18 protein-coding genes are annotated in these 23,446 nt (G+C 46.7%); 4 read left to right on the forward strand and 14 right to left on the reverse strand.

Annotated elements, in window-relative coordinates:
* Positions 1-46: 46 nt before the first annotated feature.
* Entirely contained in the window at positions 47-1,162 is a 1,116-nt protein-coding gene (locus HUJ21_RS17995) for a FecR family protein (protein ID WP_291371951.1), read from the reverse strand.
* 154 nt (positions 1,163-1,316) lie between these two features.
* Complete coding sequence (locus HUJ21_RS18000; protein WP_291371952.1) at positions 1,317-1,916, reverse strand: sigma-70 family RNA polymerase sigma factor; 600 nt, start codon at positions 1,914-1,916, stop codon at positions 1,317-1,319.
* A 405-nt stretch (positions 1,917-2,321) separates the two neighbouring features.
* Here HUJ21_RS18000 and HUJ21_RS18005 point away from each other — a divergent pair, with 405 nt between their 5' ends.
* Positions 2,322-3,428 carry an aldo/keto reductase gene (locus tag HUJ21_RS18005; protein ID WP_291371953.1) on the forward strand — a complete coding sequence of 369 codons (1,107 nt, stop codon included), beginning with the start codon at positions 2,322-2,324 and terminating at the stop codon, positions 3,426-3,428.
* Positions 3,429-3,554: 126 nt separating this feature from the next.
* Here the strand turns inward: HUJ21_RS18005 and HUJ21_RS18010 are convergent, their stop codons facing one another.
* Positions 3,555-5,054: a hypothetical protein gene (locus HUJ21_RS18010; protein WP_291371954.1), complete on the reverse strand. Its 1,500-nt coding sequence runs from the start codon at positions 5,052-5,054 to the stop codon at positions 3,555-3,557.
* A gap of 316 nt (positions 5,055-5,370) precedes the next feature.
* On the opposite strand from HUJ21_RS18010, the gene HUJ21_RS18015 reads away from it, so the two are divergent.
* Positions 5,371-5,982, forward strand: coding sequence for a Uma2 family endonuclease (locus HUJ21_RS18015; protein ID WP_291371955.1), 612 nt, complete (start codon positions 5,371-5,373; stop codon positions 5,980-5,982).
* A gap of 489 nt (positions 5,983-6,471) precedes the next feature.
* On the opposite strand, the gene HUJ21_RS18020 is transcribed toward HUJ21_RS18015, so the two are convergent.
* The 6 genes from HUJ21_RS18020 to HUJ21_RS18045 form a co-directional block, all read right to left on the reverse strand.
* Positions 6,472-7,143, reverse strand: coding sequence for a DUF502 domain-containing protein (locus HUJ21_RS18020; RefSeq protein WP_291371956.1), 672 nt, complete (start codon positions 7,141-7,143; stop codon positions 6,472-6,474).
* A gap of 214 nt (positions 7,144-7,357) precedes the next feature.
* Positions 7,358-8,671: a M23 family metallopeptidase gene (locus tag HUJ21_RS18025; RefSeq protein WP_291371957.1), complete on the reverse strand. Its 1,314-nt coding sequence runs from the start codon at positions 8,669-8,671 to the stop codon at positions 7,358-7,360.
* A 199-nt stretch (positions 8,672-8,870) separates the two neighbouring features.
* Positions 8,871-9,431 (reverse strand): type 1 glutamine amidotransferase domain-containing protein, encoded by a 561-nt coding sequence (locus tag HUJ21_RS18030; RefSeq protein WP_291371958.1) that lies wholly within the window; start codon positions 9,429-9,431, stop codon positions 8,871-8,873.
* 229 nt (positions 9,432-9,660) lie between these two features.
* Positions 9,661-12,864: an error-prone DNA polymerase gene (locus tag HUJ21_RS18035; protein WP_291371959.1), complete on the reverse strand. Its 3,204-nt coding sequence runs from the start codon at positions 12,862-12,864 to the stop codon at positions 9,661-9,663.
* A gap of 39 nt (positions 12,865-12,903) precedes the next feature.
* Positions 12,904-14,394, reverse strand: coding sequence for a DNA polymerase Y family protein (locus tag HUJ21_RS18040; RefSeq protein WP_291371960.1), 1,491 nt, complete (start codon positions 14,392-14,394; stop codon positions 12,904-12,906).
* Complete coding sequence (locus HUJ21_RS18045) at positions 14,387-15,130, reverse strand: Error-prone repair protein ImuA (protein ID WP_291371961.1); 744 nt, start codon at positions 15,128-15,130, stop codon at positions 14,387-14,389. Before HUJ21_RS18045 ends, HUJ21_RS18040 begins: the two co-directional genes overlap by 8 nt.
* A gap of 70 nt (positions 15,131-15,200) precedes the next feature.
* Here HUJ21_RS18045 and HUJ21_RS18050 point away from each other — a divergent pair, with 70 nt between their 5' ends.
* Positions 15,201-16,004: a helix-turn-helix domain-containing protein gene (locus tag HUJ21_RS18050; protein WP_291371962.1), complete on the forward strand. Its 804-nt coding sequence runs from the start codon at positions 15,201-15,203 to the stop codon at positions 16,002-16,004.
* Positions 16,005-16,225: 221 nt separating this feature from the next.
* Complete coding sequence (locus HUJ21_RS18055) at positions 16,226-16,489, forward strand: hypothetical protein (protein WP_291371963.1); 264 nt, start codon at positions 16,226-16,228, stop codon at positions 16,487-16,489.
* Between the two features lie 202 nt (positions 16,490-16,691).
* On the opposite strand, the gene HUJ21_RS18060 is transcribed toward HUJ21_RS18055, so the two are convergent.
* The 5 genes from HUJ21_RS18060 to HUJ21_RS18080 form a co-directional block, all read right to left on the reverse strand.
* Positions 16,692-16,874 (reverse strand): hypothetical protein, encoded by a 183-nt coding sequence (locus HUJ21_RS18060; protein ID WP_291371964.1) that lies wholly within the window; start codon positions 16,872-16,874, stop codon positions 16,692-16,694.
* Between the two features lie 144 nt (positions 16,875-17,018).
* The gene (locus HUJ21_RS18065) at positions 17,019-17,522 is read right to left on the reverse strand and encodes a hypothetical protein (RefSeq protein WP_291371965.1); all 504 of its coding nucleotides are present in this window, start codon (positions 17,520-17,522) and stop codon (positions 17,019-17,021) included.
* Positions 17,523-17,806: 284 nt separating this feature from the next.
* Positions 17,807-19,396 carry a family 16 glycoside hydrolase gene (locus tag HUJ21_RS18070; RefSeq protein WP_291371966.1) on the reverse strand — a complete coding sequence of 530 codons (1,590 nt, stop codon included), beginning with the start codon at positions 19,394-19,396 and terminating at the stop codon, positions 17,807-17,809.
* A gap of 37 nt (positions 19,397-19,433) precedes the next feature.
* Positions 19,434-21,617, reverse strand: a complete 2,184-nt coding sequence (locus HUJ21_RS18075; RefSeq protein ID WP_291371967.1) for a PQQ-binding-like beta-propeller repeat protein — start codon at positions 21,615-21,617, stop codon at positions 19,434-19,436.
* Positions 21,618-21,886: 269 nt separating this feature from the next.
* Positions 21,887-23,350 carry an AGE family epimerase/isomerase gene (locus HUJ21_RS18080; RefSeq protein WP_291371968.1) on the reverse strand — a complete coding sequence of 488 codons (1,464 nt, stop codon included), beginning with the start codon at positions 23,348-23,350 and terminating at the stop codon, positions 21,887-21,889.
* Between the last annotated feature and the right edge of the window lie 96 nt (positions 23,351-23,446).

Here is a 23,446-nt window from a genome sequence, read left to right on the forward strand (position 1 = left end):
TTCCCGACCTTTCTTAAAATTGGGGTTATTTCATAGGCAAATTTTCTTATTCTTTAAATATGATTTTTACATCTTCCTTTTCAATTGTGAAATCAAATCTTGCCGAAAACTTTAGTCCTTCAAGAACGTTTTCCAAGGTCTCGTCCTGAAATTTTCCCGAAAGCAACACGGGATTGAGGGGCTTATTTTTTACTGAAATTTGGACCCCATACCAATTTTCCAGGACCCTGATGGCTTCCACCAATGATGTTTCCTGAAAAATGATCCTTTTTTTTGTCCATCCCATCACCAGGTCCTGGTCAAAGCCGGTTTTTTCCAACCTGTCCTTTTCCATATCGATTTTTAAGGCTTCTCCCGGAAGTAAAGTGATTGGCTCTTCCATTAGCTCTTCCTTGTTTATGGCTACCTTTCCGGTCAGCAGAGAAACGTCCAATGTTTCTCCCTCATAGGCCTTGACATTGAAGCTGGTACCCAGAGCTATGGTCGTTGTTTCCCTGGAATTGACGATAAAAGGTCTCAGTGAATCCCTGGCTACCCTGAAAAAAGCTTCTCCTTTTAATTGAACTTCCCTCCTGCCCTTCTCAAAATTTTTGATGTACCTCAATTCACTTCCTGAATTCAGAATAACCAGGGACCCATCACTTAAGGTAAGATGCGATTTTACACCGGGAATGGTCTTGTGTTCTACATATTCCATAACAGGTGAATGGAGCTCGGGAATAACGGGAACGGACACCAGCCAACCTGAAAGGTAGCCCAGGCCAATGGCCAAGGCCAGGATACAGGCCACCCTGAAACTGAATTTGGCAAAAGGATTATACCGGGTTGAGCTGTTTGAAGCCCCTCTTTCCAAAGTGCTATAGGAATGGATAGGGATAACTTTATCCTCCTTTATACACCCATTCCCCATATATGCAGCTGACATTTTGAAATCAATATTCCTCCACATCTCCGAAATCTCAGCCTCAGAAAGTTTGGGTTGATTTTTGGTGTTCAAGCTGAGAATGAGTGCACGCGCTTTTTTGGCTTCTTTGTATTTGGAAGGATTTTTGGCCAATAATCGCTCCCAAAAAATATTCGATGTTGCATTGGGTTGCATCACCCATTTTTTGAATGATGGGTCCAAAACAAAATCTTCTGCGGTATAATTGGAAATATCCATTTTATAACAAATTCACCCACATAAGTACCGAACTTTAAAAACCTATCCTTATTCGGTGGAATTTTTTTTATAAATACAGAAAAATCAAATATCAATATAAAAAGGAGACTTTATGTTAATAAAAACAAGTAAATGATACTGATTTGACAATGAATCAGGTAAAAAATGCAAGTAGAAAAAACCAAACCAATACCATTCGCTTCTTTAAATTAGCCAGGGCCTTCCAGGCAAGCGTATAAACAGATTGCACATTGATTCCCATGATCTTAGAAATATCTTCATAAGAATGATTTTCGTAATACAGCAGGTGGATCACCTCTTTTTGCCGGGATGGGATTTGACCAAGGGCATTATTAAGACTGATTTTTTTTTCTAAAGACATAAAGGATGCTCCTGCGCCCGTCTCTTGCTCCACTTCTGTTTCCAGGTCCGTGTCCAGGTGACCATACCGTTTTTTATCCTTGCCTACCTCTTTGTGAATTTTATTGCTAAGGCATTTAAAAAGGTACAGTTTAACATTATCAGTGGCTTTTACGGTATGTCTGTATTGCCAGATTTGCAAAAATACTTCCTGTATGCAATCTTTTACCAAACTGCGGTCCCCCTTGATGGACATGCCCAGCCTGAAAAGTTCCCGGGTGTATTTTACATACAAGGCTTCCATTCCAGCCCTTTCATCATTTGTGATTTGCATCCAGTATACCGCATCATCGGCATTTTGGTCAGGCTTAGTAAAATCATTATCTTGGTACATGTAAAGTAATCCGGGTTTATTGCCATCTAAAATACGTACAAATCAATGAATTTAAAAAGGATTTGGTGTTTATTGCTCATATGCCAGTAAATACCTGTATTATTTCCAATTCAATCAAAATGATATTTCCATGTTCCCATCAAAATTATTTTATTTTAAGGACGATGGTACCATCCCCAACAGTCCACTACCTCTGCTGGGAAAAGAAAGTGGGTTAGTGAGCATTTGGACCCGGTAAGGTTGCCTTGCAAGTTCATATACCGTAATTTTACTTTGACAGGTTAATAATTTATTTTCCATCGGAAAAGAACCGGCATTAGGTTCTTACTTCCCTTCGGATTTGGGTTTTAACTTGAACCGGAAAATCGAAAAACCGGAAGGTTTACTGATTGAAAAAAAAACCAAATGAACAGCAGAAGAAATTTTATCCAAAAATCCCTGCAGGTTGGTTTGACAGCTGGAATGGCTACCTACCTACCCGGATATGGACTTACCAACACAGAGAATACGAAAGAAAAAATGAATAGAATTAAAGTAAATTTACCAGCCAACTTTGGCCTTGGAGGCGTAGCCATAGGGAATGGTTTCAGACCAACTACTGATGAACAGGCACAATTGGCATTGGAAGGTGCCTGGGAGGCCGGCGTCCGGTTTTTTGATACTTCTCCCTGGTATGGATTGGGTTTAAGCGAACGACGTTTTGGGCGTTTTCTACACAATCAAAAACGAGAAGAATATGTACTGGCCACAAAGGTCGGCAGGATATTAAAGGCGGCCAAGGGCCCACCAACAAACAACTCCTGGAAACAGGCCTCTCCTTTTGACTATGAGTACGACTACAGTGCTTCAGGGGTGCGCAGGTCTATAGAGGACAGCTTGCAAAGAATGGGCATCAACAGTCTGGATATTGTTTTTATCCACGACCTTTCTCCTGAAAATGGAGATATGAAGAACAATTGGATGGAATATTTCAAAGTGGCAGCCAAAGGTGCCATGCCCGAACTTACCAAAATGAAGGAGGAAGGATTGATCAAAGGTTGGGGCCTGGGAGTAAACCGCATAGAACCAATATTGGAAACCTTTAAAGTAGCGGATCCCGACGTATGTCTTTCAGCAACCCAATATTCGCTGATGTACCATGAGGATGCCCTTGATCGGTTGTTTCCCTCTTGTGAAGAAAAAGGAGTGGACATCGTTGTGGGTGCTCCACTGAATGCCGGCTTCCTGGCTGGCATAGACCGTTACAATTACTGGGGAAAAATGCCGGAAGGCTTTAAGGAAAAGCGGCGACAAATGACGGAAATTGCCACACGACATGGGATTGACCTGATCGCTGCTGCTTTGCAATTTTCTGCCGCACCTTTGGTGGTTTCTGCTGTGATTCCAGGTACAAGATATCCGGATCAGGCCAAGGCCAATGTAAAAGCAATGCAGGTGAAAATACCACAGGCATTTTGGGAAGAGCTGGTAGAGAAGAAACTGATTTCGGAAAAAGCTCCCTGGCCACAGTGATTTGCTTACACCTTTAGAGGCCTTGATAGCTGCCCCCTTGATTTCTGAGCCTATTTCTGCTTCCATTCCAACACTATAATTGATGATGGTCAGGTATTAAAGTAAGCTTGCATTTACTTCCCCAATTCAATATTGTTTGTATAGTTCCAACAGAGCATACATAAAATCTGGGCCTCCTGTAATGGCTTCATAATGATTGTGTTGATTGCTTGCTTTTGGCAATGGAGTTCCATCAGAAAGAAATAAATCGATGCCCAGCCACGCGAAGTATTTCGCCCGCTTGAAAAACTTTTCCTCTCCTGTTAATTGGTAGGTATTGATCATGAGTTCCACCACTTTGGCAAATGCATCAGGTTTTTGCAATTCATTTTCATCAGGACTTGCCGCAAGATACTGCTCTGCTGCAGCAACTATGAGTGTTTTGTATTTATCTGCCAGTTGCGGATGATTTTCTTTTAATTGCAAATACCTGGAATAAAGCAAATTAGCTAAATCGGCATGGGTGGAATACCCGTAACCTGTAGCCCAAACTGCTGTATAAGGAATATTCATGGACCGCTGCCTGGGTTCGCCTGTTTTTGCATGAAGGGTAACGGAAAAGCCCCCGCCTTCAGCAATGTAGTGGTCTGTTCTATGAAAATCCATATCCTGCTGTATGGCCAATTTCTCCATTCGGGTGGCCAGGTTTTCATCAAGAAATTTGATTTTATCTGCTGCGTCCCATAGACATCTGGCCATTTCAAGATTATTGTTCAGCCAAACTACATTGATATGGTCCCCTTGCTCTGCCCTTCCCGCAATCAGGTAACCGGATGCTGCTATTTTGCTATTCTCTTCCATGCGGACCAATACAGTGGAAATCGCATTTATCAAGTCTCCTCTTCTACTTTTCCCTTTGTTCTCCTCCCGAACATAAGCATCTGTCCAGGTTGAAATCATTTGCCCGGCATATCGGGGGAATTCAAATCCCTGATACGTTTCGCGACTTGACCAACGGGCATGTCTGGAATAATCCCCGGTCTCCTTGCTGTCAATTTGATTGTCCCATAAACCCAGTGCAAAACGCCAACTCTCTTCAGGTGCCAACCGGTAACATTGGTCCCAGAACGGCCATTCACCATTGATCTCGTGCATGTCTGTTCCCCCTACCGATTCGCTGCGAAAATCCCAAAAAAGGTGTTCTCCCCAGGCCATTAATCCGGTTTCGGGACTTTGACAATGGTCAAAGAAATATTTCAAGGATTTATCTGCTTCACGGGCATATTTTTCCTCAGCAGTAATATCAGTCAGCTGGTAAAGGATGGCATACAAGGATCGGTCTTCCTGAGGATTGGCCCCTCCCAATGACCGGTCACTTTTACGAACACCCTGAATCTCACCAAAACTTTCTGTAGATCCAAGGGTCATTCCGGACCTGTCAAGCGCTGCTGCGAATAGGGGCGATTGCAAATCACCATAGTTGTCCCTGCCTTTTTCAATCATGGCATCTGCATATGCCTTTACCTTTTTCAAGAGCCTGTCCTTTTCATTCTCTTCATTGGAAACAAAGGAGTACAGGCCCAGTATGAACAAACCTGAAAATAGCACTACAAACCGCTTCATATCATTTGCATTCTTCATTTTCATAACGCACGTATTTTTTCAACCTTATTCCCCACAGTAAAAACAGATTTATCTTCTCCATAATTAAAAGGACCTTCGAGTGCCCCCTGTTAAAAGACCAATCCAAACCAAAAAACAGGATGTAATCTCCAATAAGGGAAATACAGCCTGTTTCCCCTCTTTAAAACAGATCTCATACAATTAATGGACGGGTGATGCCCCATCTGATTGAGGAAATTAAAAATACAGATAATTATTTAAAACAATAAGACCTGGAAATGTAAGCGGGAATATTTTGATGCCGGGATAAAACTTTGCTTCCAAATTGTTATATTCAGGTATGGAAAAAGAAAAGGCCAAACCTTCGGTAAAAGAACCTGATTTAAGTTATGGGGGGTATACCTATGCAGATTATCTGTCCTGGGATATGGAAGAAATGGTCGAACTGATCAAGGGCAAAGTTTTCAAAAAAACTGCCGCAGCTCCAAACAGGATTCATCAACGTCTGACGGGAGACCTTTATACAGAACTAAACATGTTCTTGAAAGGCAAAACCTGCCAGGCCTATATCGCCCCTTTTGATGTCCGGCTTCCAGTCAAATCCAAAAAAGACGATAAAATATATACTGTTGTACAACCGGATATCTGCGTGGTCTGTGACCTTGACAAATTAGACGACAGGGGCTGCATTGGAGCACCTGACCTGGTGGTGGAAGTACTCTCCCCGGGCAACAAACAACTTGAACTACACCATAAATACGAGGTGTACGAAGCATCCGGGGTAAAGGAATATTGGCTGATGGATGCAGCCGGACAGACCCTATTAATTTACACCCTGGTCCAAGGCAAGTACCAAAGTTCCCGCCTGATGACTTCCGGGGATAGGGCAAAGTCTTCTGTCATTTTGGGATTTGAACTGGACCTGGAAGCATTTTTTGCGGAAATTAAATGAAATTAGTTGACCAATAAGTGGCTACTGGCCAAAACCTAAACCAGGTATAAGAGAAACTTTTCCAAAGTTTATTACTTATTCTAATTCCTCCTGTTGATCAAAATCTAACTTTGGAAAAGTTAGTGGCCGTTTTTGGAAGAACTTTTCCAAAGTTTTTTCTTGTTCTAATTCAGCCTGATGATAGAGAGCTTACTTTGGATAAGTTATTGACTGTCTTTCAATAGGATTATTATCAAATACGCCAAATTCTTCTACTAATTTTTTCCTGTAGGGTGACTTTGGCTGGATTACCATTATCCTCAGTATGGCCAACTTTCCAATAGGCTCGATTTCATCAGGGTTAATTTAACCATGAAAGGGGGTATTGGGTAAAATATTTTTTTACGAAATTATCCTTGCGCTGAGGTAAAGTTAATTTTGTATTTTCAGCATTTATGATTTTTGCCAGACGATACTTGTTCCGCCTTAAATCAAAAAACTCATCCCAAATTAATCAACTGGCGCCTGCTGCTTAAGTCCATCTTTTTCAACAAACAATATAGAAGAACCCGTACCCATACCCACAATAGACCGCATTGCTTTTTCAGGTTCTATGTCTAAGAATTTCAGTTGGGATACCGGGACATGGTAAATATTCCCATTCATAGGATTTGGAGCGGTGGGTACAAAAATCGTGTATATTTGCTCTGATACTGATTCGGTAACAAATCCTGTAAGCAATACGCCGGTATTAAAGGCATCCACAAGCACAACTTGGCTAAAGGGCATTTTTTTAAGACCTGTAAACTGGGCAATGGTTTCCTGTATGGTTGAATACAAAGGTATTTGTAATAAATACCTGTATTCAAAAACCTTGAACATGCGTTTGCTTCTTCCATTATTGAGTATCAAACCGATCACGAAAATAATTGCAATGAGAATAAGCAATGCCAGGATATTGATAATGAGGGTCGGTGATTCGGAGCCATTATCCAATAAAGCACTGATTGGCGAAACCAAATTAAAAACGAATTTAAAAATAATGGATAGTAAAAATAATATGATGATGATGGGTAATATTAGGAATAAACCATTCAATAATGTTTTGATAAAGAAGGATTTGGTCCAGAAACTTTCTTTTGGGAATGTGTCCCCGGCTGGCAATGGTGCGGTGTTTTTCATCGATTATTTGGGTTAAAATATCATTGATTCTGACTAAAAAATCTACAATACATGGTGCCTTTACACAGATTAAAAACGCAATCTCCCTCTTTTCCATCCGGCCAGAGGTAAGAAAAAGGAAGATCTTTTCACAATGGGCAAAATCCGTGCCCTTTTATCTCCTCTGATCCGATTGACAATTCGGAGAGCTGACTGCTAAAAAGCAAGCTACAAATCAATCGGTATTGCCTGCTTTGTTTACCCAAAGTTCCGTTCCATTACCTAAAGCTACCAAATCAAACTGACCGAAACTGCCCAGTACATCTGCATCTCCGGAAAAGGAGGCATACTGAAACTGAGGCGTGCTCCACTTTTCCTTTAACCAATCTGAAGGTTGAAGTGTCATTTGCTGAAGGGATGTGTCTGCAACCTCCGCCAGATTTTCTGCCAAAAACCCCTGACTGCTATCCGGAAGCCTGATCCTCAGCCAGCCGTCGGTTACGCCTTCAATTTTAAAAAGAGCCTGATTTTCCAACTTGCCCAAAATCCTAAAGCCGGTACCGGGACCTTGACGTAAATTGACCAGGCTCGCCTTTACCCTTCCCCAATGGTCCAGCATTACCGAATCAGTCAGCGAAAGGTTGGGTAGATCGGGAGCCGGTTGGAAAAAATACAGCGGATCTACACTATTCCATCCCGGCGCATAAATTCCAAAATGAAGGTGCGGTGCGGTGGTTCGCGCATTTCCCGTATTGCCCACCGTACCCAGGGTATCCCCAGGCTTAACCCTACTGCCCGAAGCGACCATCTGACTATCGAGATGGGCGTAATAAAAGGAGTATCTGCCTGAAGAGATCCTTACCGTTTTTCCTCCCAGCCGGTTGTTAGCTACCCTGGTGACCCTACCATCGCTGACAGCAAGTACAGGTGTGCCGCTCGGCGCGAAAATATCCACTCCTTCGTGTTTTCTCCTGCCTCCGTCTCTCGGATCACCAAAAAAACTGGCTATATTCAAATAATTTTTATTCAACAGCGGAAAACTCAGGCTGGCAGCATAGCTGACGGACAATTCCACCAAGCCACCTTTAAGCAATTCCGGCTGCAGGCGAAGCAGAAAGTTTTCTTCAGATCCGACAGGATACCGTCCAAATGATCCTTCTTCTTCAGGTCTCAATTTCTTCAATTCACCGTCTTCCTGCACCTCAAAAAGATCAGTAAACCATACCGCACTGGTATCGGAAAGCACTTTCAAATCTATTGTAATTTCCTGTCCTTCATTTGCGGAAAACACAAAGGAAACCGCCTCCGGCTCAGCAGGGTCAAACCGCACGAGTTCCCTGTAAGGAAGCTCTACCCGGTTAGTATCTGAAAGTGCCGCTTTTCCTGCCTCCTCCCAATCCCTAACCATAGCGTAGTCTTTCAGGTTGGAAGCCTTGAGCCCCTGCAGGTATTTGTCATAGGGACTTCCGGATCGCAATAGCTGCTCAATTTTTGTTCCCTGACAAGACAGACACAGACACAACAATATATAAAGCGATATTTTTCTCATCTGCTATTTCCTCTTTCTAAGGCCATCATATCCAATCCAACAAAGTGACAAATCATATTATAAATGAGTATTCGAAACCTGATGTCGGAAAATCTCAACAGCCTGTAGATTTCTGGTTTTGTATGATTTCCTCATAAATGCAAAGAGCCTGCCCATTTGCACAGGCAGGCTCTTCTATCAAGCTAATCCATTATAAAAATTACAGCGTTTTCTGCTCTTCATGAATTCCCTCCCTGATCTCTTCGATGAGTTTTTTATTGAAGGCAGGCAGATCGTCCGGCTTGCGGGCAGTTACCAGCGCTGAATCACAAACGCATTCGCTGTCTGTCCATGCTACTCCTGCATTAATCAGGTCAGTTTTGATTGAGGGCCAGGAGGTCATTTCTCTGCCATCCAGCGCACCTGCTTCGATCAATACCTGTGGGCCATGACAAATGGCTGCGACGGGTTTTCCCTTCGCAAAAAAGGCTTTGATAAACTCAATTGCCTCTTTATTTGTCCTCAGCTTGTCTGGATTAATAACACCTCCCGGAAGCACAAGGGCATGGTAATCTCCGGGTTTGGCATCCCTTAGTGGCTTGTCTATTTTGACTTCATCAGACCAGTTGCCGTCTTTCCAACCTTTGATCGAACTGGCCGGGGAAATGACATGTACAGTAGCACCCGCCTCTTCAAGGGCTTTTTTGGGGCTTTTCAATTCACTTTCCTCAAATCCGGTTTCGGTTAAAATGGCTACGGTCTTATCTTTTAGCGTTGGCATATTAATAAATAGTTTGGTTAAACAATCGTTTTTATTCCCCAGGGCCAGATCATTACTGCCGCCGGAGATATCACAATAGGCCCAAGTACCATGCCATTTAAATAACTATTTTAAAAAAACATAACATATCCAATTTTTTAAAGTATAAAACCTTTCAAAAGAACCCCCTATTACCTTTTTATAGGATTTATTTCAATTTAGCTATTGGGAAAAACGGACTAACCAACACTCATTTGAAATCTCTGGAAGGAAACAATTCCCCCTGTTGGCCCTTCTCTCCTGAGGAGGATTGGGGTATTTTTTTACCAAACTTTCCTTTACCTGCAGGACTTTGACCTGGAGGATCCGCTTTTAGCAGTCTGTTTAGGTTATGGCAGGAGCGTACCACCACATGGATGACTTCTCCTTCTACCTGAAGTTTACCCGAAACCATCAATAACCTGGATTGCAGGATGACGGACCGGTATTTTTCAAATGTTTTGGCCCATACTACCAGGTTGGCAAAGCCGGTCTCGTCTTCGATGGTGATAAAAAGCACCCCTTTGGCAGTGCCCGGGCGCTGCCTTACCGTAATCAGACCGCACACTTTGACAAAAGCCCCGTCTTTCATTTTTCCCAAATGGACCGTAGGACTCACCCGCAACTGATCCAGACGCTCACGCACATGGCTAAGGGGATGGGATTTCAGGGAAAGTGTAGTACTGGCATAATCCCGAAGCACCTGCTCCATGGGAGGTATAGCAGGAAGCACTACTTTCTTTTCGGTGGGCGTTTCCTGAACCTGCCCGGTAAACACCCCAATAGGCCTTCCCTGAAGCGCCAACACATCCCAAAGAGCCTGTCTGCGGTCCAGGCCCAGCGACCGAAAAGCATCTGCATCGGCCAGGCGCTCCAGGGCAGCCTTGGGTACGCCGGCATTGATCAGGTCGGTGATATGGACGTAGGGTTTTTTCCTTTGCTCCACCAGCAGTTGCATGTCTGCCTCATGCAAGCCTTTCACTTGACGGAAACCCAACCGGATGGATAAATACTGACCGGATTTTTCTTCAAACACATGATCCCAGCAGGAGCGGTTTACATCTACAGGCCTCACTTCCACTCCATGCTTGCGGGCATCATTGACGATCTGTGCCGGTCTGTAAAAACCCATGGGCTGGCTATTGAGCAGGGCAGTAGCAAAGACATCCGGGTAGTGGTACTTCAGCCAACAGGAAACATAGACCAGCAAGGCAAAACTGGCCGCATGGCTCTCGGGAAAACCATAACTTCCAAATCCTTCCAACTGCCGGAAAACCCGCCTGGCAAAATCCTCCTCATAGCCACGGGCCACCATACCTCCTACGAGCTTTTTCTCATACTGACTCACCAGGCCATGGGCTTTGAAGGTTGCCATACTTCGCCGCAGTCCATCTGCTTCTGCCGGGGTAAAGCCTGCCGCTACAATGGCAATCTCCATGGCCTGCTCCTGAAACAGGGGCACCCCCAGCGTGCGCCCCAGAATCTCCTCCAGTTCGCGGGAGGGATATTCCACCGGCTCTTCTCCCCTGCGTCTTTTGAGGTAGGGGTGCACCATATCTCCCTGTATCGGTCCCGGTCTTACAATCGCCACCTCGATCACCAGATCGTAAAAGGTCCTGGGCTTCAGACGTGGCAACATCGACATCTGGGCACGGCTCTCTATCTGAAATACCCCCAGGGTGTCCGCATGACTGATCATCTCGTATACCCTAGGGTCATCTTGGGGAATGTTAGCCAGGGTGAGGTGCCGGCCATAATGGGCCCGAACCAGGTCAAAGGCCTTTCGTATACAGGTAAGCATGCCCAATGCCAGCACGTCCACTTTCAGAAAACCCAGGGCATCGATGTCGTCCTTGTCCCATTCGATGCAGGTGCGGTTTTCCATCCGCGCTTGCAGTACCGGACAGAGGTTGGAGAGCTGGTCCCGGGTGATTACAAACCCCCCGGTATGCTGGCCTAACTGTCTTGGAAAACCCATGTACTGCCAGGTAAGCAGCAGTGTCTTTCGCAAATGGGTATCCCGCGGGTCAAATCCTTGAGAGGACACTTTCTCCCCTTGCAGCCATTCTTTCGTCAGTTCGTGTCCCGACTTTGCAAGCCGGTCTACCGCATCCAATGACAAGCCCATCGCTTTCCCCACATCTCGGACTGCCCCTTTCCAATGCAATCGCGTAACAGTGGCCACAATGCCTGCGCGGTCCCGGCCATACTTTTCATAAATATACTGCATCACCTCCTCCCTGCGCTCGTGCTCAAAATCCACGTCTATATCCGGCGGTTCGTTGCGGGCATCAGACATAAAGCGGGCAAAAAGCAGCTTGAACTTGGAAGGGTCCACCGAGGTAATGCCCAGGCAATAGCAGACTACCGAATTGGCTGCCGACCCCCTTCCCTGACAAAGAATACCCCGCTTACGGGCAAAGCGCACCAGGTCGTATACCGTCAGAAAATAAGAAGCATATTCCTTGCGGGCGATAAATTCCAACTCCTGCTGTATGGTATTCTTGAGCGTTTCGGAAAGTTGCTCTCCAAAACTGCTCCGGGCTCCTTCCCAGGTCCGCAATTCCAGTTCTTCCTGTGTGCTACGGCCTTCACTGCTGATTTCTTCGGGGTACTGGTAAGTCAATTGATCCAGCGAAAATTGGCAGGAGTCAGTAATTTCCTCTGCCCGGCGAAGGGCGGCCGGGTACTCCCGAAACAGGCGGTGCATTTCTTCCCGGGATTTCAGGTAACGTTCAGCATTGGGATGCAGGCGAAAGCCCGCACTTTGAATGGTACATTTTTCCCGGATGCAGGTCAGCACATCCTGCAGGGCCCTCCTTCCCGGCACATGGTAGTGCACGTCATTGACCGCTACCATGGGTATACCCAGGCTTTTCTCCCACTGTGCTATGCGAAACAGCCGCTTCTGATCGCTACCATTGTACGTAAAAGCGGCGGCCAGGTAAAGGTTGTCACCTATTGCCTCCCGATATTCCTCCAGAGAAGAATAAAAGGACGGCTCAAAATCCAGGTGGGCATTCAGGCTAGTTGGAGGAACTGCAATAAATACGCTGTCCCGGGCATGGGCGTATACATCCGCCTTGTACAGGTGGCAGATCCCCTTCTCTGCCCGGAGATTGCCCAGGCTGAGTAGAGAAGAGAGTCGGCCGTAGGCTTCCCGGTCTCTGGGATAAGCCAACAGGCTGGGACCATCCAGCAAGTCCAGACGGCAAGCCGGAATGAAGCGAAGACCGGACTCCCTGGCTGCCTTGTGTGCCCGGACAATTCCCGCAAGGGTATTCCGATCGGTGAGAGCCAGAGCTTCGTAGCCCAGTTCAATGGCTTGCTGGACCAATTCTTCCGGATGCGAGCCGCCCCTAAGAAAGGAAAAATTGGAAGTCACCTGCAGTTCGCTATAGGCTGTTGTTTGCATGTTTTGTATGTATCTGATCTTTGGATAAATTTTTCCGGATCAGGAAAAATAGCCGTGCAAAAACCATTGGGGTTTTCCTTTTCCGTAAAGCCCCAGCCGGAAAAGCCAGTACCTGCCTCCCTCGGTATCTTCCACACAGTAATAATCCCGGGGTGGCCCGGTCTGCAGCCACCACTCCTGCTCAATGCGCTCCGGCCCGTCGGCACGGGCCACCCGAACCAACTTGCCCTGATGCTTGAAATGCAGGGGAGGGTAATCGGGCAATGGTACCATGACCGAAATGGGCTCCGGCACAGACAGCAGGTGCATGGGACGAACCGAATCGGGCCAATCCGTATCGGGTTTTTCGTCCAGGGAGCACGCAGGACGCACCGAATGCTCCGGCCAATGCCGCTCCTCCGGCAGGTACCGCTGCATGTGTCCCGAACCCAGCCTGGTACCTATCCGGTCTACCAACTCTGCCACCGCAGCCGGATCTCCGGAACGGTGCCAAAGCTGCTCCTGTGGCAGTTGAACCTTTTCCACCATTAATCCTTCCAGGTAAAACAGCTCTATTCCCAATGCCGGCTCCAGGGATGGAATTTTCAGAGAAAAAAGCCGGAAAAGGTGCTCCGGATTGTGGGAAGCACGACCGGTACCAATGGAAATTTCTACCGTCTTCCCATCTACGCGCAGACCTTTGAAAACGGCCTTGCGCAGCCCCTTCCCTTCCCGGATCAGGCGCTGGCAAAGCCTGTCCAGCAGCTTCCGAAGGGCGATCTCAATGCCCCTGGCGGTGCGAATGGGCTCCAGACAGGGCAGTTGCTCTTCATAGGGAACCCGGGGCAGTACGGGTTGAAAGGCCTCCTCTTCCTCACCGAGGGCCTGCCCCAGCCGAAACAGCAGTTCCTCACCAAATCTCCTGCGCAAGGTAGCTGCGGGCAAGTCTATAAACTGTTCGATTTGCCGGAAACCCAATTTATCCAAGCCTTCCAGAGTCCGGGCTTCCAGTCGAAGGGCAGCGGGTGGCAAAGGCAGCAAGGCTTCCCGCTGCATTCCCTTCCCGGCGATACAGGCCTGTTCACCGTAACGTGCCAGTGCCCATGCCGCCCCGATGGTATCGGCAATGGCCGCCCGTACATGGTAGCCCTTGCTTTCCAATGCGGAAACCAAAGCTTGCAGATAAGCGGATTCTCCTCCCCAGAGATGTGGGCAACCTGAAATATCCAGCATCAAGCCGGAAGGAGGATCTGCAGCAGGCAATGGAGTATACTGCAGGCACCAGCCAGCCAGCCGGTGGAGGAGTCGCTTGCTCCAGCCAGGCTTATCGGCATAGACCTGTATATCCGGGAAAATGGCCCTGGCATCAGCCACAGCCTTACCCGGTCGGATGCCTCGTGCATAAGCCTCCCGGCTACTTGCCTGCACCACAGCCCGACCCCGTTCGTTACCCGCCAAAACGAAGGGTTTTCCCCGTAGTTCCGGATATCGAATGGCCAGCCGGTCCGTAATCAGGTGACTAAACCAGAGAGATAAAAACCGCTTAGGCATAATTTTTTCTGTTTTGAACAATTTTTTGTGACTGCTGATGGAAAAGCTCCTGAAAACCCTCTCCATCCCATTGCAATTGCCAGTGGCCCGGTTTTCCGTTTCGTGCCTTGAGCAAGGATACCTTCCAGGCAGGCCAGCCCATGCCCGGCATTCCTGCCGGCACTGTACTGGGTAACGGAGCCAGCTTCCAGCGGGTGGCACAGGCCAGAGCATGCAGGCTTCGGGGTTGGTGCCGGTGGAGAAAGCCAGTGACCCGGCTCCGCTCTACCGCCAACTGCAGGCGCTGGGATTCGGAAAAGCCCAACTCCCTCATTTCCCCTACCACCGCTACCAGCGCTTCACAACTTAAGGCCTGCTCCAACGTCCACAGCAGGTCCTTTTCCCTGGGAACATTCACAAAAAGCACCCGCTCCGGAGCTAGCCCAAAACACTTTAAAGCAGGAGGAAAGACCTGGGGACAGGTACCCAGCCAAAGGCAAAATCCGCCTTTCTGCATCAGCATGCCCAGAATAACTGCCAGAAAACCCTGAGTGGAAGCAGCCTCGGAAGAATTGTGGCTGATAAATTCGTGGTTGGCGGCCAGGGGAAATGCCCTGCCGGGGAAGGCCTCATGTAAGGGTCCCAATTGCAGTCTGGAATCGGTTTGCTGTCCTTTTTGGGGAATATACCCTTCCAGCTCCATAATTTCCTGCTTTAATTGCCTGAGTTGCTCGATTTTATCACTATTAAGTTTCATGGTTTCCGCAGAATGAGTATATTTGACACGATTCATAACAAAATTTTGACTCTAATAATACCAAACTTCGATGAAAAAGTCAAAAAACTTTTTTCCAGGAAACCTGAAATTTCTCCGGGACCGGAGGGGGCTGACCCAGCAAGGGCTGGCAACAGACCTGGAACTGACCAGGTCCAAACTCAATGCGTTGGAATCCGGGCAGACCAAGGCGCCTGCTCCCGAGGATTTTCTGGCGATATCCAGCTATTTCGGTATCAGCATCGACAGCCTGATACGGGTAGACCTGCGCACACTGGGGGAACTAAAATTGCGGGAGCTGGAAGCGGGAAACGACGTTTACATGCGGGGCGGCAACCTGCGGGTGTTGGCCATCAGCGTGGATAAAGGTAACCAGGAAAATGTGGAATACGTACCCATCAAAGCCAAAGCAGGCTACCTTTCCGGGTACAACGACCCTGAGTTTATTGCCTCCCTACCCCGATTTTCCTTACCCAATCTACCGAGACAGGGTACCTACCGGATATTTCCTACTGTGGGGGATTCCATGTTGCCCATTCCGGGGGGCAGCGACATCATCACGAGGTACCAGGACGACTGGACGGCCCTAAAGCCGGATACCCCCTGTGTGGTGATCCTGAGTGGACAGCAGGACTTTGTTTTTAAATTGGTGACCTTACAGGCTGAAGGGCAGCTACTCCTTCGCTCCCTGAACCCCATCTTTGCCCCCTATACCGTGCCTGTGGACGAGGTAGCAGAGATCTGGAAGTTTCATGCCTATACCAGCAAAGAAATCCCCGAACCCGAAACCGACCTGCAGCAGCTGGTCCGGGCGGTCCGGGACATGCAATTGGAGCTTAAGGGGAAGAAGAGATAGGGAGTTCAATGAATTTTCATATATAATAACTGCAGCTGAAGCAGTAGGCAATTGACTATAAGGATCCAGGTTCTAAATGAATATTACCTCAACAGGAATCTGGCTTTAGCAAAAAGAATACCTTATATCTAACCTTCCATATAGCAGGCCCATTTGTATGCCGAATTGGAGGTTGACTTTTTAGCGATTGCTTATTAGATTTAATAAGTAATTGATATTGCATGTTGCAACTAATCGATCAAAAGAATGAAAGTTGCCTTCCAAATAATTCACCTTTGGGAAGAAGCCTCATTCCGAGTTTGGATAGCCCACTCAATCAAATCATGAACATTTCCTTTAAAATCAAAAAACTAAAAAACCGATTTATAATTGGGAGTGTAGCCATGGCCACTTTATTTATGGCATTTGGATCCTACGGGTCTTTTAATCCATTTGAGATCGGTTTTTACACCTCCATAGGGGCTGGGATAGGTGGTTCTATGTAAGCTATTATGGGTTTAAATGGCTGCTGGGTAGGAATAAAACCTAAATGATTTGTTTATTCACCTCCTGACAAAATACATTTCATCCGTAGGAGGTTCAAAATAGTGGACCTGCTATTTTTTTTTGCCGCTAAAGCCACCGACCTGATGGTAGTTAACCAAAATTTTAGTATTTGGTATTACCAATTTAGGACACAACCCTGAATTAACTTTGCTGCTTTTTCCTGTTTACAATAATAAACCAGTAAATCAAGGTACCTATAAAAACAAAGGCACTAAATAAAATTCCCCAACCGTACAGGTAATGATCAGAAAGGACTTTTAACGCAGCAAAAACAATGACTCCCAGCGCAGCTAATCCTAGAATAACTAATATCTCTTTCATCATCTATTTACTTATTTCTTTAATGGCACATCCTAATGCAGCTCCAACTACACAAAAGGGACTTAATACCCAACACCCAAACGTTCCAACCGGGTCATCATCCCAATCATCAAAAAGCTTATCTATAGCACTATCCATACAATTTCCCTATCCTTTCAAGCTCGGACGGTCTGAATTTAATCCCAACGCTTCTGAATTATAGATAAATTGATTTCCGCTATTCAAAGATTTGAATGAAATTGAAGGTCTACTTCTATCTTTAGCATTATATTCATTAAAATTAGCCAAAATAAAATCAGCTTCTTTTCCGGAATCCAAGACTTGTACGAACACTTCTTCATATTCATCTTGAAAGGTAAAAGAAACTGCTGACCTACCATTTTCAAATTCAAACAATCCAATATCTCCTAAATTATTTGAAACTCTCAATGATATATTAGGCGGTTTCTTATCATTTGATTTTTGATTTAAAGAACTTAATGCGCTAATAACTAAAGGGTCTTCTGGAGATAGATTTTTAAAATTCTTCACATGATTTTGAGCATCGCTTGAATTTTGAAAATTAGAATTAATATCTTCTTCCATAAAATCACCACAAAACCAAAACAACAACATAGGAAAAACTAAGATCAGTTTAACAGTAGGTTTCATGTTATTAAGAATAAAGTGATAACAAGACCAATCAGGCTCGTAAATTACCTGGCTACTCACTTGTTTAATGTCGTTTTTCACTTTCACATCGCCGACGTTGGGTGGCAAACCCTAAAAAACCCTTATATAATATGGTGAAATTGTTTATTATATTGACAAAATGATGAATTTAAAATAATAAAATAATAAATAATAATTAAATTTTTACATTGAAAAAAATTAAAGTCTTCACTTCTCTTTAAACTATGCTATAGTATTTTAAACACCCCAGAATACTAATTTTATTAGTTTCCTCCAAAAAAATCCTTCCAGGCCTCCGCCTTCAGGGCCTTGTCTTCGGGGCCGGTATAAATTAGCAGGCGGTAGCGGATGGTTTCCGATTCTCCGGCTGCCAGGCCCCAGTCACCCAGTATTTGCCGGGAAGGACCCAGGCCCATTTGGCTGTCTACACGCCAGGGTGTGGGGAAAGCCGCATTGTCCGGATGATCCAGGATGGCAATCCGGGCAAAATCCTCCCTCCCATCCAGCTTGATGCCTATATCGCTCCAGATGGCCCGCTGACCTTCCAGCTCCATCCCTTCCTGTCCGGAAGCACCCAGGATTTCACCTATGGTCTCGGGCACCCAGGGCATGCGTACAAACAGGCCTCCCACATAAAATTTACCCATTACCACCTCCTTTTTGGCTTCCCCCTGCCATTCCAGGTCCAGTACGTAGCGGTCGGCATAGGCCTGTAGGGACCAGTTTTGGGTTTCCACCATAAGAACCTCTCCTGCTTCATCAAGCATTTCGTATATGGTCTGCCAACGAACTTTCTCCCCGCTGTCCTGCTGCACACTTGCCGATATCCGCCGCCAATAATCCCGGTTCCAATTCATAAAGAAATCGCGCTCATTTACCCGCTTCAGGCCCCAGTAAATGCCGGTTTGGTGGGGATGGTGGTCCGGGCGGTATTCGGTCAGCTCTCCCTTTCCATCTGGTGCCAGAATGGGATGCAGGTAGGGCCGTTGGTCCGATATTGTCCGTTGGGTCAGGATGGGTGCTGTTTTGTCTGCTGCACGCACGGCGATACGACCGGCTTGCCGATCCTGTTCGATGCGAAGGGAAAGGGGGTTCTGTGCCCGGGGCTCCCCGGAGGAAGGCAGCAAGCTGACCACCAGAACCTGATCTTCCATTGGTCTGAGCGCCAGGCTTCCCTTTTGGATTCGGATATTGCGAAACCGGATGGAAAAACTACCCTGGGGATCGTTTTCATTGTTGGCATGCAGTTGCAGGCCAATAAATCCCCGGAGGTAGCGATCGTCTTCCAAATGGGCAACGGGCACCCCGTTTACCCAGGTTCGGATAATGGGACCGACCGCTTCAATGCGGTAATGGTTCCATTGAAAACCGTCTTTATCATCCCTTTTGAAGGCCCCTTTAGCTGCCGGACCCATTTTCTCGGGCGGGTAAATCCAGCCCCGGTCGGCTCCTTCTTCATAGATGGCCCCGCTCCATTGCTGGGGCTTGGGATCTACTTCCATCTGATAGCCATGCACCCGGCCGCTTTTGTATTCCGGGTAGCTCTGGGATCGAAATTGAATGCCCGAATTATTCATCAGCGTATCCACGGAGACTTCCAACTCGAGCACAAAATCACCGAATTGCTGCTCGGTGCACAAAAATCCGTTGGGCTGACCCGGAACGGTGCTCCCGACGATCATTCCGTCCCTTACCTCCCATTTATGGGCTCCATTCAATTCCTTCCAGCCGCTAAGGTCTTTGCCGTTGAATAGGGATTGCCAGACCGGTTCCTGAGCCGGCATTGTGAATGGTGCAAGGAAGCCTGTATAAAGAAGCAGTAAAAAGGAAGTAAGGGTTGGTGATTTCATCATTATTTTAGGTTTTTGTGAAAGTATACGCCTGGTTTCATCAATCGGGCAGGGCGAAGGCGATGACGGAATCTCCGTGAGGGGTACCGTTTTTCCCTCCCCCGCCGGCAGTAATGACCAGGTACTGTTTTCCAGCTACCTGGTAGACGCTGGGAGTGGCATAGCCTCCTGCGGGGAGTTGGTATTCCCACAGCACCTGTCCGGAGAAGGTATCAAAAGCCCGGATTTTTTCATCCGGAGTGCCGGCAATAAACACCAGGTTTCCGGCCGTCACCACCGGGCCGCCGAAGCTTTTGGCACCGGTATTCCGAATCCCTTTTTCCACCAGCTCAGGATACTCTCCTAAAGGAACCTTCCACAGGATCTCCCCTTTGTTCATGTCAACAGCGTTGAGGGTGCCCCAGGGAGGGGCAATGGCGGGATACCCATCCTGGTCCACGAAAAAGGGAGCCACATTTGCATAGCGTGGTACCTGGTTGGTATTGTCTGAAGTATTCGCAGCCCTGTCTTGCTCCCGGTCTCCTGCACTTTGGCGCAGGTAAGCCACAATGTCCTCGAGCTGCCGCTCTGAATACCTGGCAAACGCAGGCATCATGCCCCGGCCGTAAGTCAGAACGGCTTTGATGGAATCATCACTGATCTGCAGGTCTTGAAGTGGCGGATAGAGGGGAAGGTTGCCTTTTTTGTCGATCCCGTGGCAGGCGGTACAGGATGTATTGTACAATGCCTGACCTCGCAAAAGTTGTGAGGCAGAAGCGGTATCCGCCTCCTCATTCAGGGGAACCAGGCTGTGGATGGTGGGGGCTTCGTTGATATTGACATACAGTACGTTGGTAGTCGGATCAAATGCGGCGCCACCCCATTCGGCACCGCCCTGATGACCCGGCATGGTGATCACTCCTGCCCTGGAGGCCGGGGTGTACAGGGGACCGGTTTCGTGCTGCCTGAAGATCTCAAGCACATATTCCCGCGTTTCAGGCGTAATGTTGCTCAGATCTGCCTCACGAAGGCTGGTCCGGTTCAGCGGAGGTGGTTTTAAAGGAAAAGGCTGGCTGGGCCAGGCTTCCTCTCCAGGTACCTTGGAGGGAGGAACGGGCAGGTCAACCACCGGAAACACCGGTTCACCTGTCTCCCGATCCAGCACAAAGGTAAGCCCCTGCTTGGTGAGTTGTACCACGATATCCCGGGTCCCCCCGTCTGCAGTGACCGTAGCCAATACGGGAGCCGGAGGCAAGTCGTAATCCCAGATGTCGTGCCGCAGGGTCTGGTAATGCCAGATGCGCTTGCCGGTGCTGGCGTCCAGGGCAACTACACAATTGGCAAACAGGTTTTCTCCCTTGCGCATCCCGCCGTAAATAAAATCCGGTGCAGGAGAACCCGTCGCAAAAAACACCCAGCCCCTTTCTTCGTCCACTGTCAACCCACCCCAGGGATTGGTACCCCCATAGCTCACACCTTCTTCAAATTCCCAGGTATCGTAGCCAAATTCTCCGGGCTGGGGAATGGTATGAAATATCCATTTAAATTCCCCGGTTAGCGCATTGTATCCACGTACGTCCCCAGGTGTGGATGGTGCTCCCTCGGGGGTTCTTCCACCGATGATGAGCATGTCCTTATACACCATGCCTTGGGTAGTGGCCTCAAAGTCTACCTGCTCCGGATCCTGGGGCAGGTTTTTCCGCAAATCGATCCATCCGTTTTCTCCAAAGGAGGTAATCAGCTCACCGCTGAGGGCATCGATAGCGTAAACACGATCCTTCACAAAGTTCAGGATGCGTTTATTATCTCCCTTTTCATCTTCCCAGTAGGTGAGGCCGCGATTTCTACCTCGAAAAGGTCTTTCATCATTCCGGTAATCATCCGGTCGAAAAATCCACAATTCCTCTCCGGTGGTGGCATCCAGTGCGACGGCATTTACTTCCGGAGTAGTGAAATAAAGCCGACTATCGATAACGATTGGATTGGCATACATGCCAGGTCCCACGGGATTGCCATGGTGGTATTCCCAGACTTTTTTCAGTGACTGTACATTTCCGGTATGGATTTGGTTCAACTCGGAATATTGGATGCCGGATGAATGCCCGCGGTAAATCCCCCAGTCCGTATGGTTGTTGAGCCGGCTCTGGTAAGTCTGATCCGGCGAGGTATCCGGCTCCCCTGGGCTACAAGAGATAAAAAGCAGGGAGCAAAGAAGAGAATGTAGGTATTGGGTTTTTGGGTTCATTATTCTCATGCAGGTCTTTTCAACAACGAGTAGTTCGGGATGAATTCATTGGCCCGGTACGGCAATAATAACAAAAAATTTCCGGAATCAGAGGAAGAAGGCTTTCTCCGGGTAATTTTACGGTTTAATAAGAAAATTTTCCAAATTAGGCTGGAATAGCCCTCATATAAATGAATTGTTTTGGTTTTCACCCATTTGAAATTTCGCAGGCCTTTCGGTTAAGTAGAAACTACTCTCTACCGATTTTTCGAGCCATGCCTGTGGAATTTTCAAATGCCTTTTTTTTGCAAAACCACTTCCATCGTATAATTTTCTCGTTCTGGTAATCGAATGCTGCCATGATCTGGATCAATCTTCTTCCAAATCCTCCCGTCTATCCTTACCCTTTTTATCTCATAATTAAAATCCTCCAAAAGCAAGGGAAACAGCTTATCCGTATCCGCTGAGTTTATGTGATAATACAATGTAACAGGCTGCTCATTTACCCAATAATCCAGGTAAAGCATGTTCAAAAATCCGATTTCTACCGAGTGATAGGAGGTCTTGGTCACTACTGCTTTACTGCTGTTGATAGGGTTTCCTTCCTTATCTACACTCAAATAAGCACCTCCTTTTTGTTTATCAATAAAATTATCGTTCCAGAAAGAAGCCCCTGTTTTAAAGTTATTCAATGATTCCGTCCCCTCAGAAAAGGCATAAAGGTAAAGTTGAAACATATTCCCATAGGCTTGCACCCACCAGGGGCTGTCTTCACTATGAATTTCCGGATTATCAACTCGGACTTTATGGTACCAAATACCCGTTTCCTTGTCAAACGCATATTTTAAAAGTTGCTCATTCAATCTTAATGCCTGATCCCTGTAGTGTTCTTTACCCGTAATTGCATAAAGCCGCATAAGCATCCAGGCTACTTCCACATTGTGGCCTGTATTCATCATTTCATTCATTTGTTCAAGGGAATTCCAATTCCGGTCAAACCCCTCCATGATCCAGCCGCTTTTTTGATCCTCCATGAGGGCCAGGGTCATCTCCAGTATTTGCTCACTCTTTTGAAGGTATTTTTCCTCCCGTGTTGCGGCGTACAAGTAGAGCAAATAACCCGATATAGGTGCCAATTGTGGGGAAAACACCTTATCCGGGTTTGCGATACTGAAGTCTCGATTTAAGCTATGAAAATAACCTCCGCCATGAATATCATCCCAGGCATGATTTTCCATAACTTCAATACTCTTGTTCAGGTAATATTTCACCCCCTTATCCCGGGTTACGATATATAACATCGCCATTCCGGTAATGGCATAGGCGTTCATGAACATGTCTTTGTCCATAGACACGGCATTTCCAGAGCGATCCAATTCATAGAACCAGCCGCCGTATTGATGATCCCAGCCCTTATTGATCAAATAGTCAAAGGTTTCCTGAGCCAATCCAAGGTAATTTTCATCACCGGTCATGTGATAACCAAGCGCATAGGAAAAAAGATGCCTGGCGATCATTCCCGGGTATTTTTCCTGCTTTTCCCCTACTTTCCAGTCTTTATCCAGAATAGCATGAAATGATCCAAATTCCTTGTCCTGAGCAAATTCGGTCCAGGGTTCCAATACGTCAGACAATACTTGTTTTTTCCAAAAATTACCACGCATTATGTCCTGGGCCGGGAGCGATTGGTTGATGAAGATAAAAAGGGGGATAAATATTATTTTAGAATAGTGTTTAATAATCGGCTCCTCCATTTTTAAAAAATTATTGATAATTAAAATCATTTTACCTGTTGGATCAAATTAATTACAAATTCTTGTCGCACAAAACCCTGTATCGGGTTCATTTAT

Source organism: Cyclobacterium sp., assembly GCF_014762705.1.
GTDB lineage: Bacteria > Bacteroidota > Bacteroidia > Cytophagales > Cyclobacteriaceae > Cyclobacterium.

What these genes read in the sequence shown, in the direction of transcription:
- HUJ21_RS18045 (WP_291371961.1), bottom strand. Translation starts at nt 15,130, where the DNA reads ATGAAACTTAATAGTGATAAAATCGAGCAACTCAGGCAATTAAAGCAG.
- HUJ21_RS18030 (WP_291371958.1), bottom strand. Translation starts at nt 9,431, where the DNA reads ATGCCAACGCTAAAAGATAAGACCGTAGCCATTTTAACCGAAACCGGA.
- HUJ21_RS18005 (WP_291371953.1), top strand. Translation starts at nt 2,322, where the DNA reads ATGAACAGCAGAAGAAATTTTATCCAAAAATCCCTGCAGGTTGGTTTG.
- HUJ21_RS18025 (WP_291371957.1), bottom strand. Translation starts at nt 8,671, where the DNA reads ATGAGAAAAATATCGCTTTATATATTGTTGTGTCTGTGTCTGTCTTGT.
- HUJ21_RS18015 (WP_291371955.1), top strand. Translation starts at nt 5,371, where the DNA reads ATGGAAAAAGAAAAGGCCAAACCTTCGGTAAAAGAACCTGATTTAAGT.
- HUJ21_RS18070 (WP_291371966.1), bottom strand. Translation starts at nt 19,396, where the DNA reads ATGATGAAATCACCAACCCTTACTTCCTTTTTACTGCTTCTTTATACA.
- HUJ21_RS18060 (WP_291371964.1), bottom strand. Translation starts at nt 16,874, where the DNA reads ATGATGAAAGAGATATTAGTTATTCTAGGATTAGCTGCGCTGGGAGTC.
- HUJ21_RS18080 (WP_291371968.1), bottom strand. Translation starts at nt 23,350, where the DNA reads ATGGAGGAGCCGATTATTAAACACTATTCTAAAATAATATTTATCCCC.
- HUJ21_RS18000 (WP_291371952.1), bottom strand. Translation starts at nt 1,916, where the DNA reads ATGTACCAAGATAATGATTTTACTAAGCCTGACCAAAATGCCGATGAT.
- HUJ21_RS18065 (WP_291371965.1), bottom strand. Translation starts at nt 17,522, where the DNA reads ATGAAACCTACTGTTAAACTGATCTTAGTTTTTCCTATGTTGTTGTTT.
- HUJ21_RS18010 (WP_291371954.1), bottom strand. Translation starts at nt 5,054, where the DNA reads ATGAAAATGAAGAATGCAAATGATATGAAGCGGTTTGTAGTGCTATTT.
- HUJ21_RS18055 (WP_291371963.1), top strand. Translation starts at nt 16,226, where the DNA reads ATGTTGCAACTAATCGATCAAAAGAATGAAAGTTGCCTTCCAAATAAT.
- HUJ21_RS18050 (WP_291371962.1), top strand. Translation starts at nt 15,201, where the DNA reads ATGAAAAAGTCAAAAAACTTTTTTCCAGGAAACCTGAAATTTCTCCGG.
- HUJ21_RS17995 (WP_291371951.1), bottom strand. Translation starts at nt 1,162, where the DNA reads ATGGATATTTCCAATTATACCGCAGAAGATTTTGTTTTGGACCCATCA.
- HUJ21_RS18040 (WP_291371960.1), bottom strand. Translation starts at nt 14,394, where the DNA reads ATGCCTAAGCGGTTTTTATCTCTCTGGTTTAGTCACCTGATTACGGAC.
- HUJ21_RS18075 (WP_291371967.1), bottom strand. Translation starts at nt 21,617, where the DNA reads ATGAACCCAAAAACCCAATACCTACATTCTCTTCTTTGCTCCCTGCTT.
- HUJ21_RS18020 (WP_291371956.1), bottom strand. Translation starts at nt 7,143, where the DNA reads ATGAAAAACACCGCACCATTGCCAGCCGGGGACACATTCCCAAAAGAA.
- HUJ21_RS18035 (WP_291371959.1), bottom strand. Translation starts at nt 12,864, where the DNA reads ATGCAAACAACAGCCTATAGCGAACTGCAGGTGACTTCCAATTTTTCC.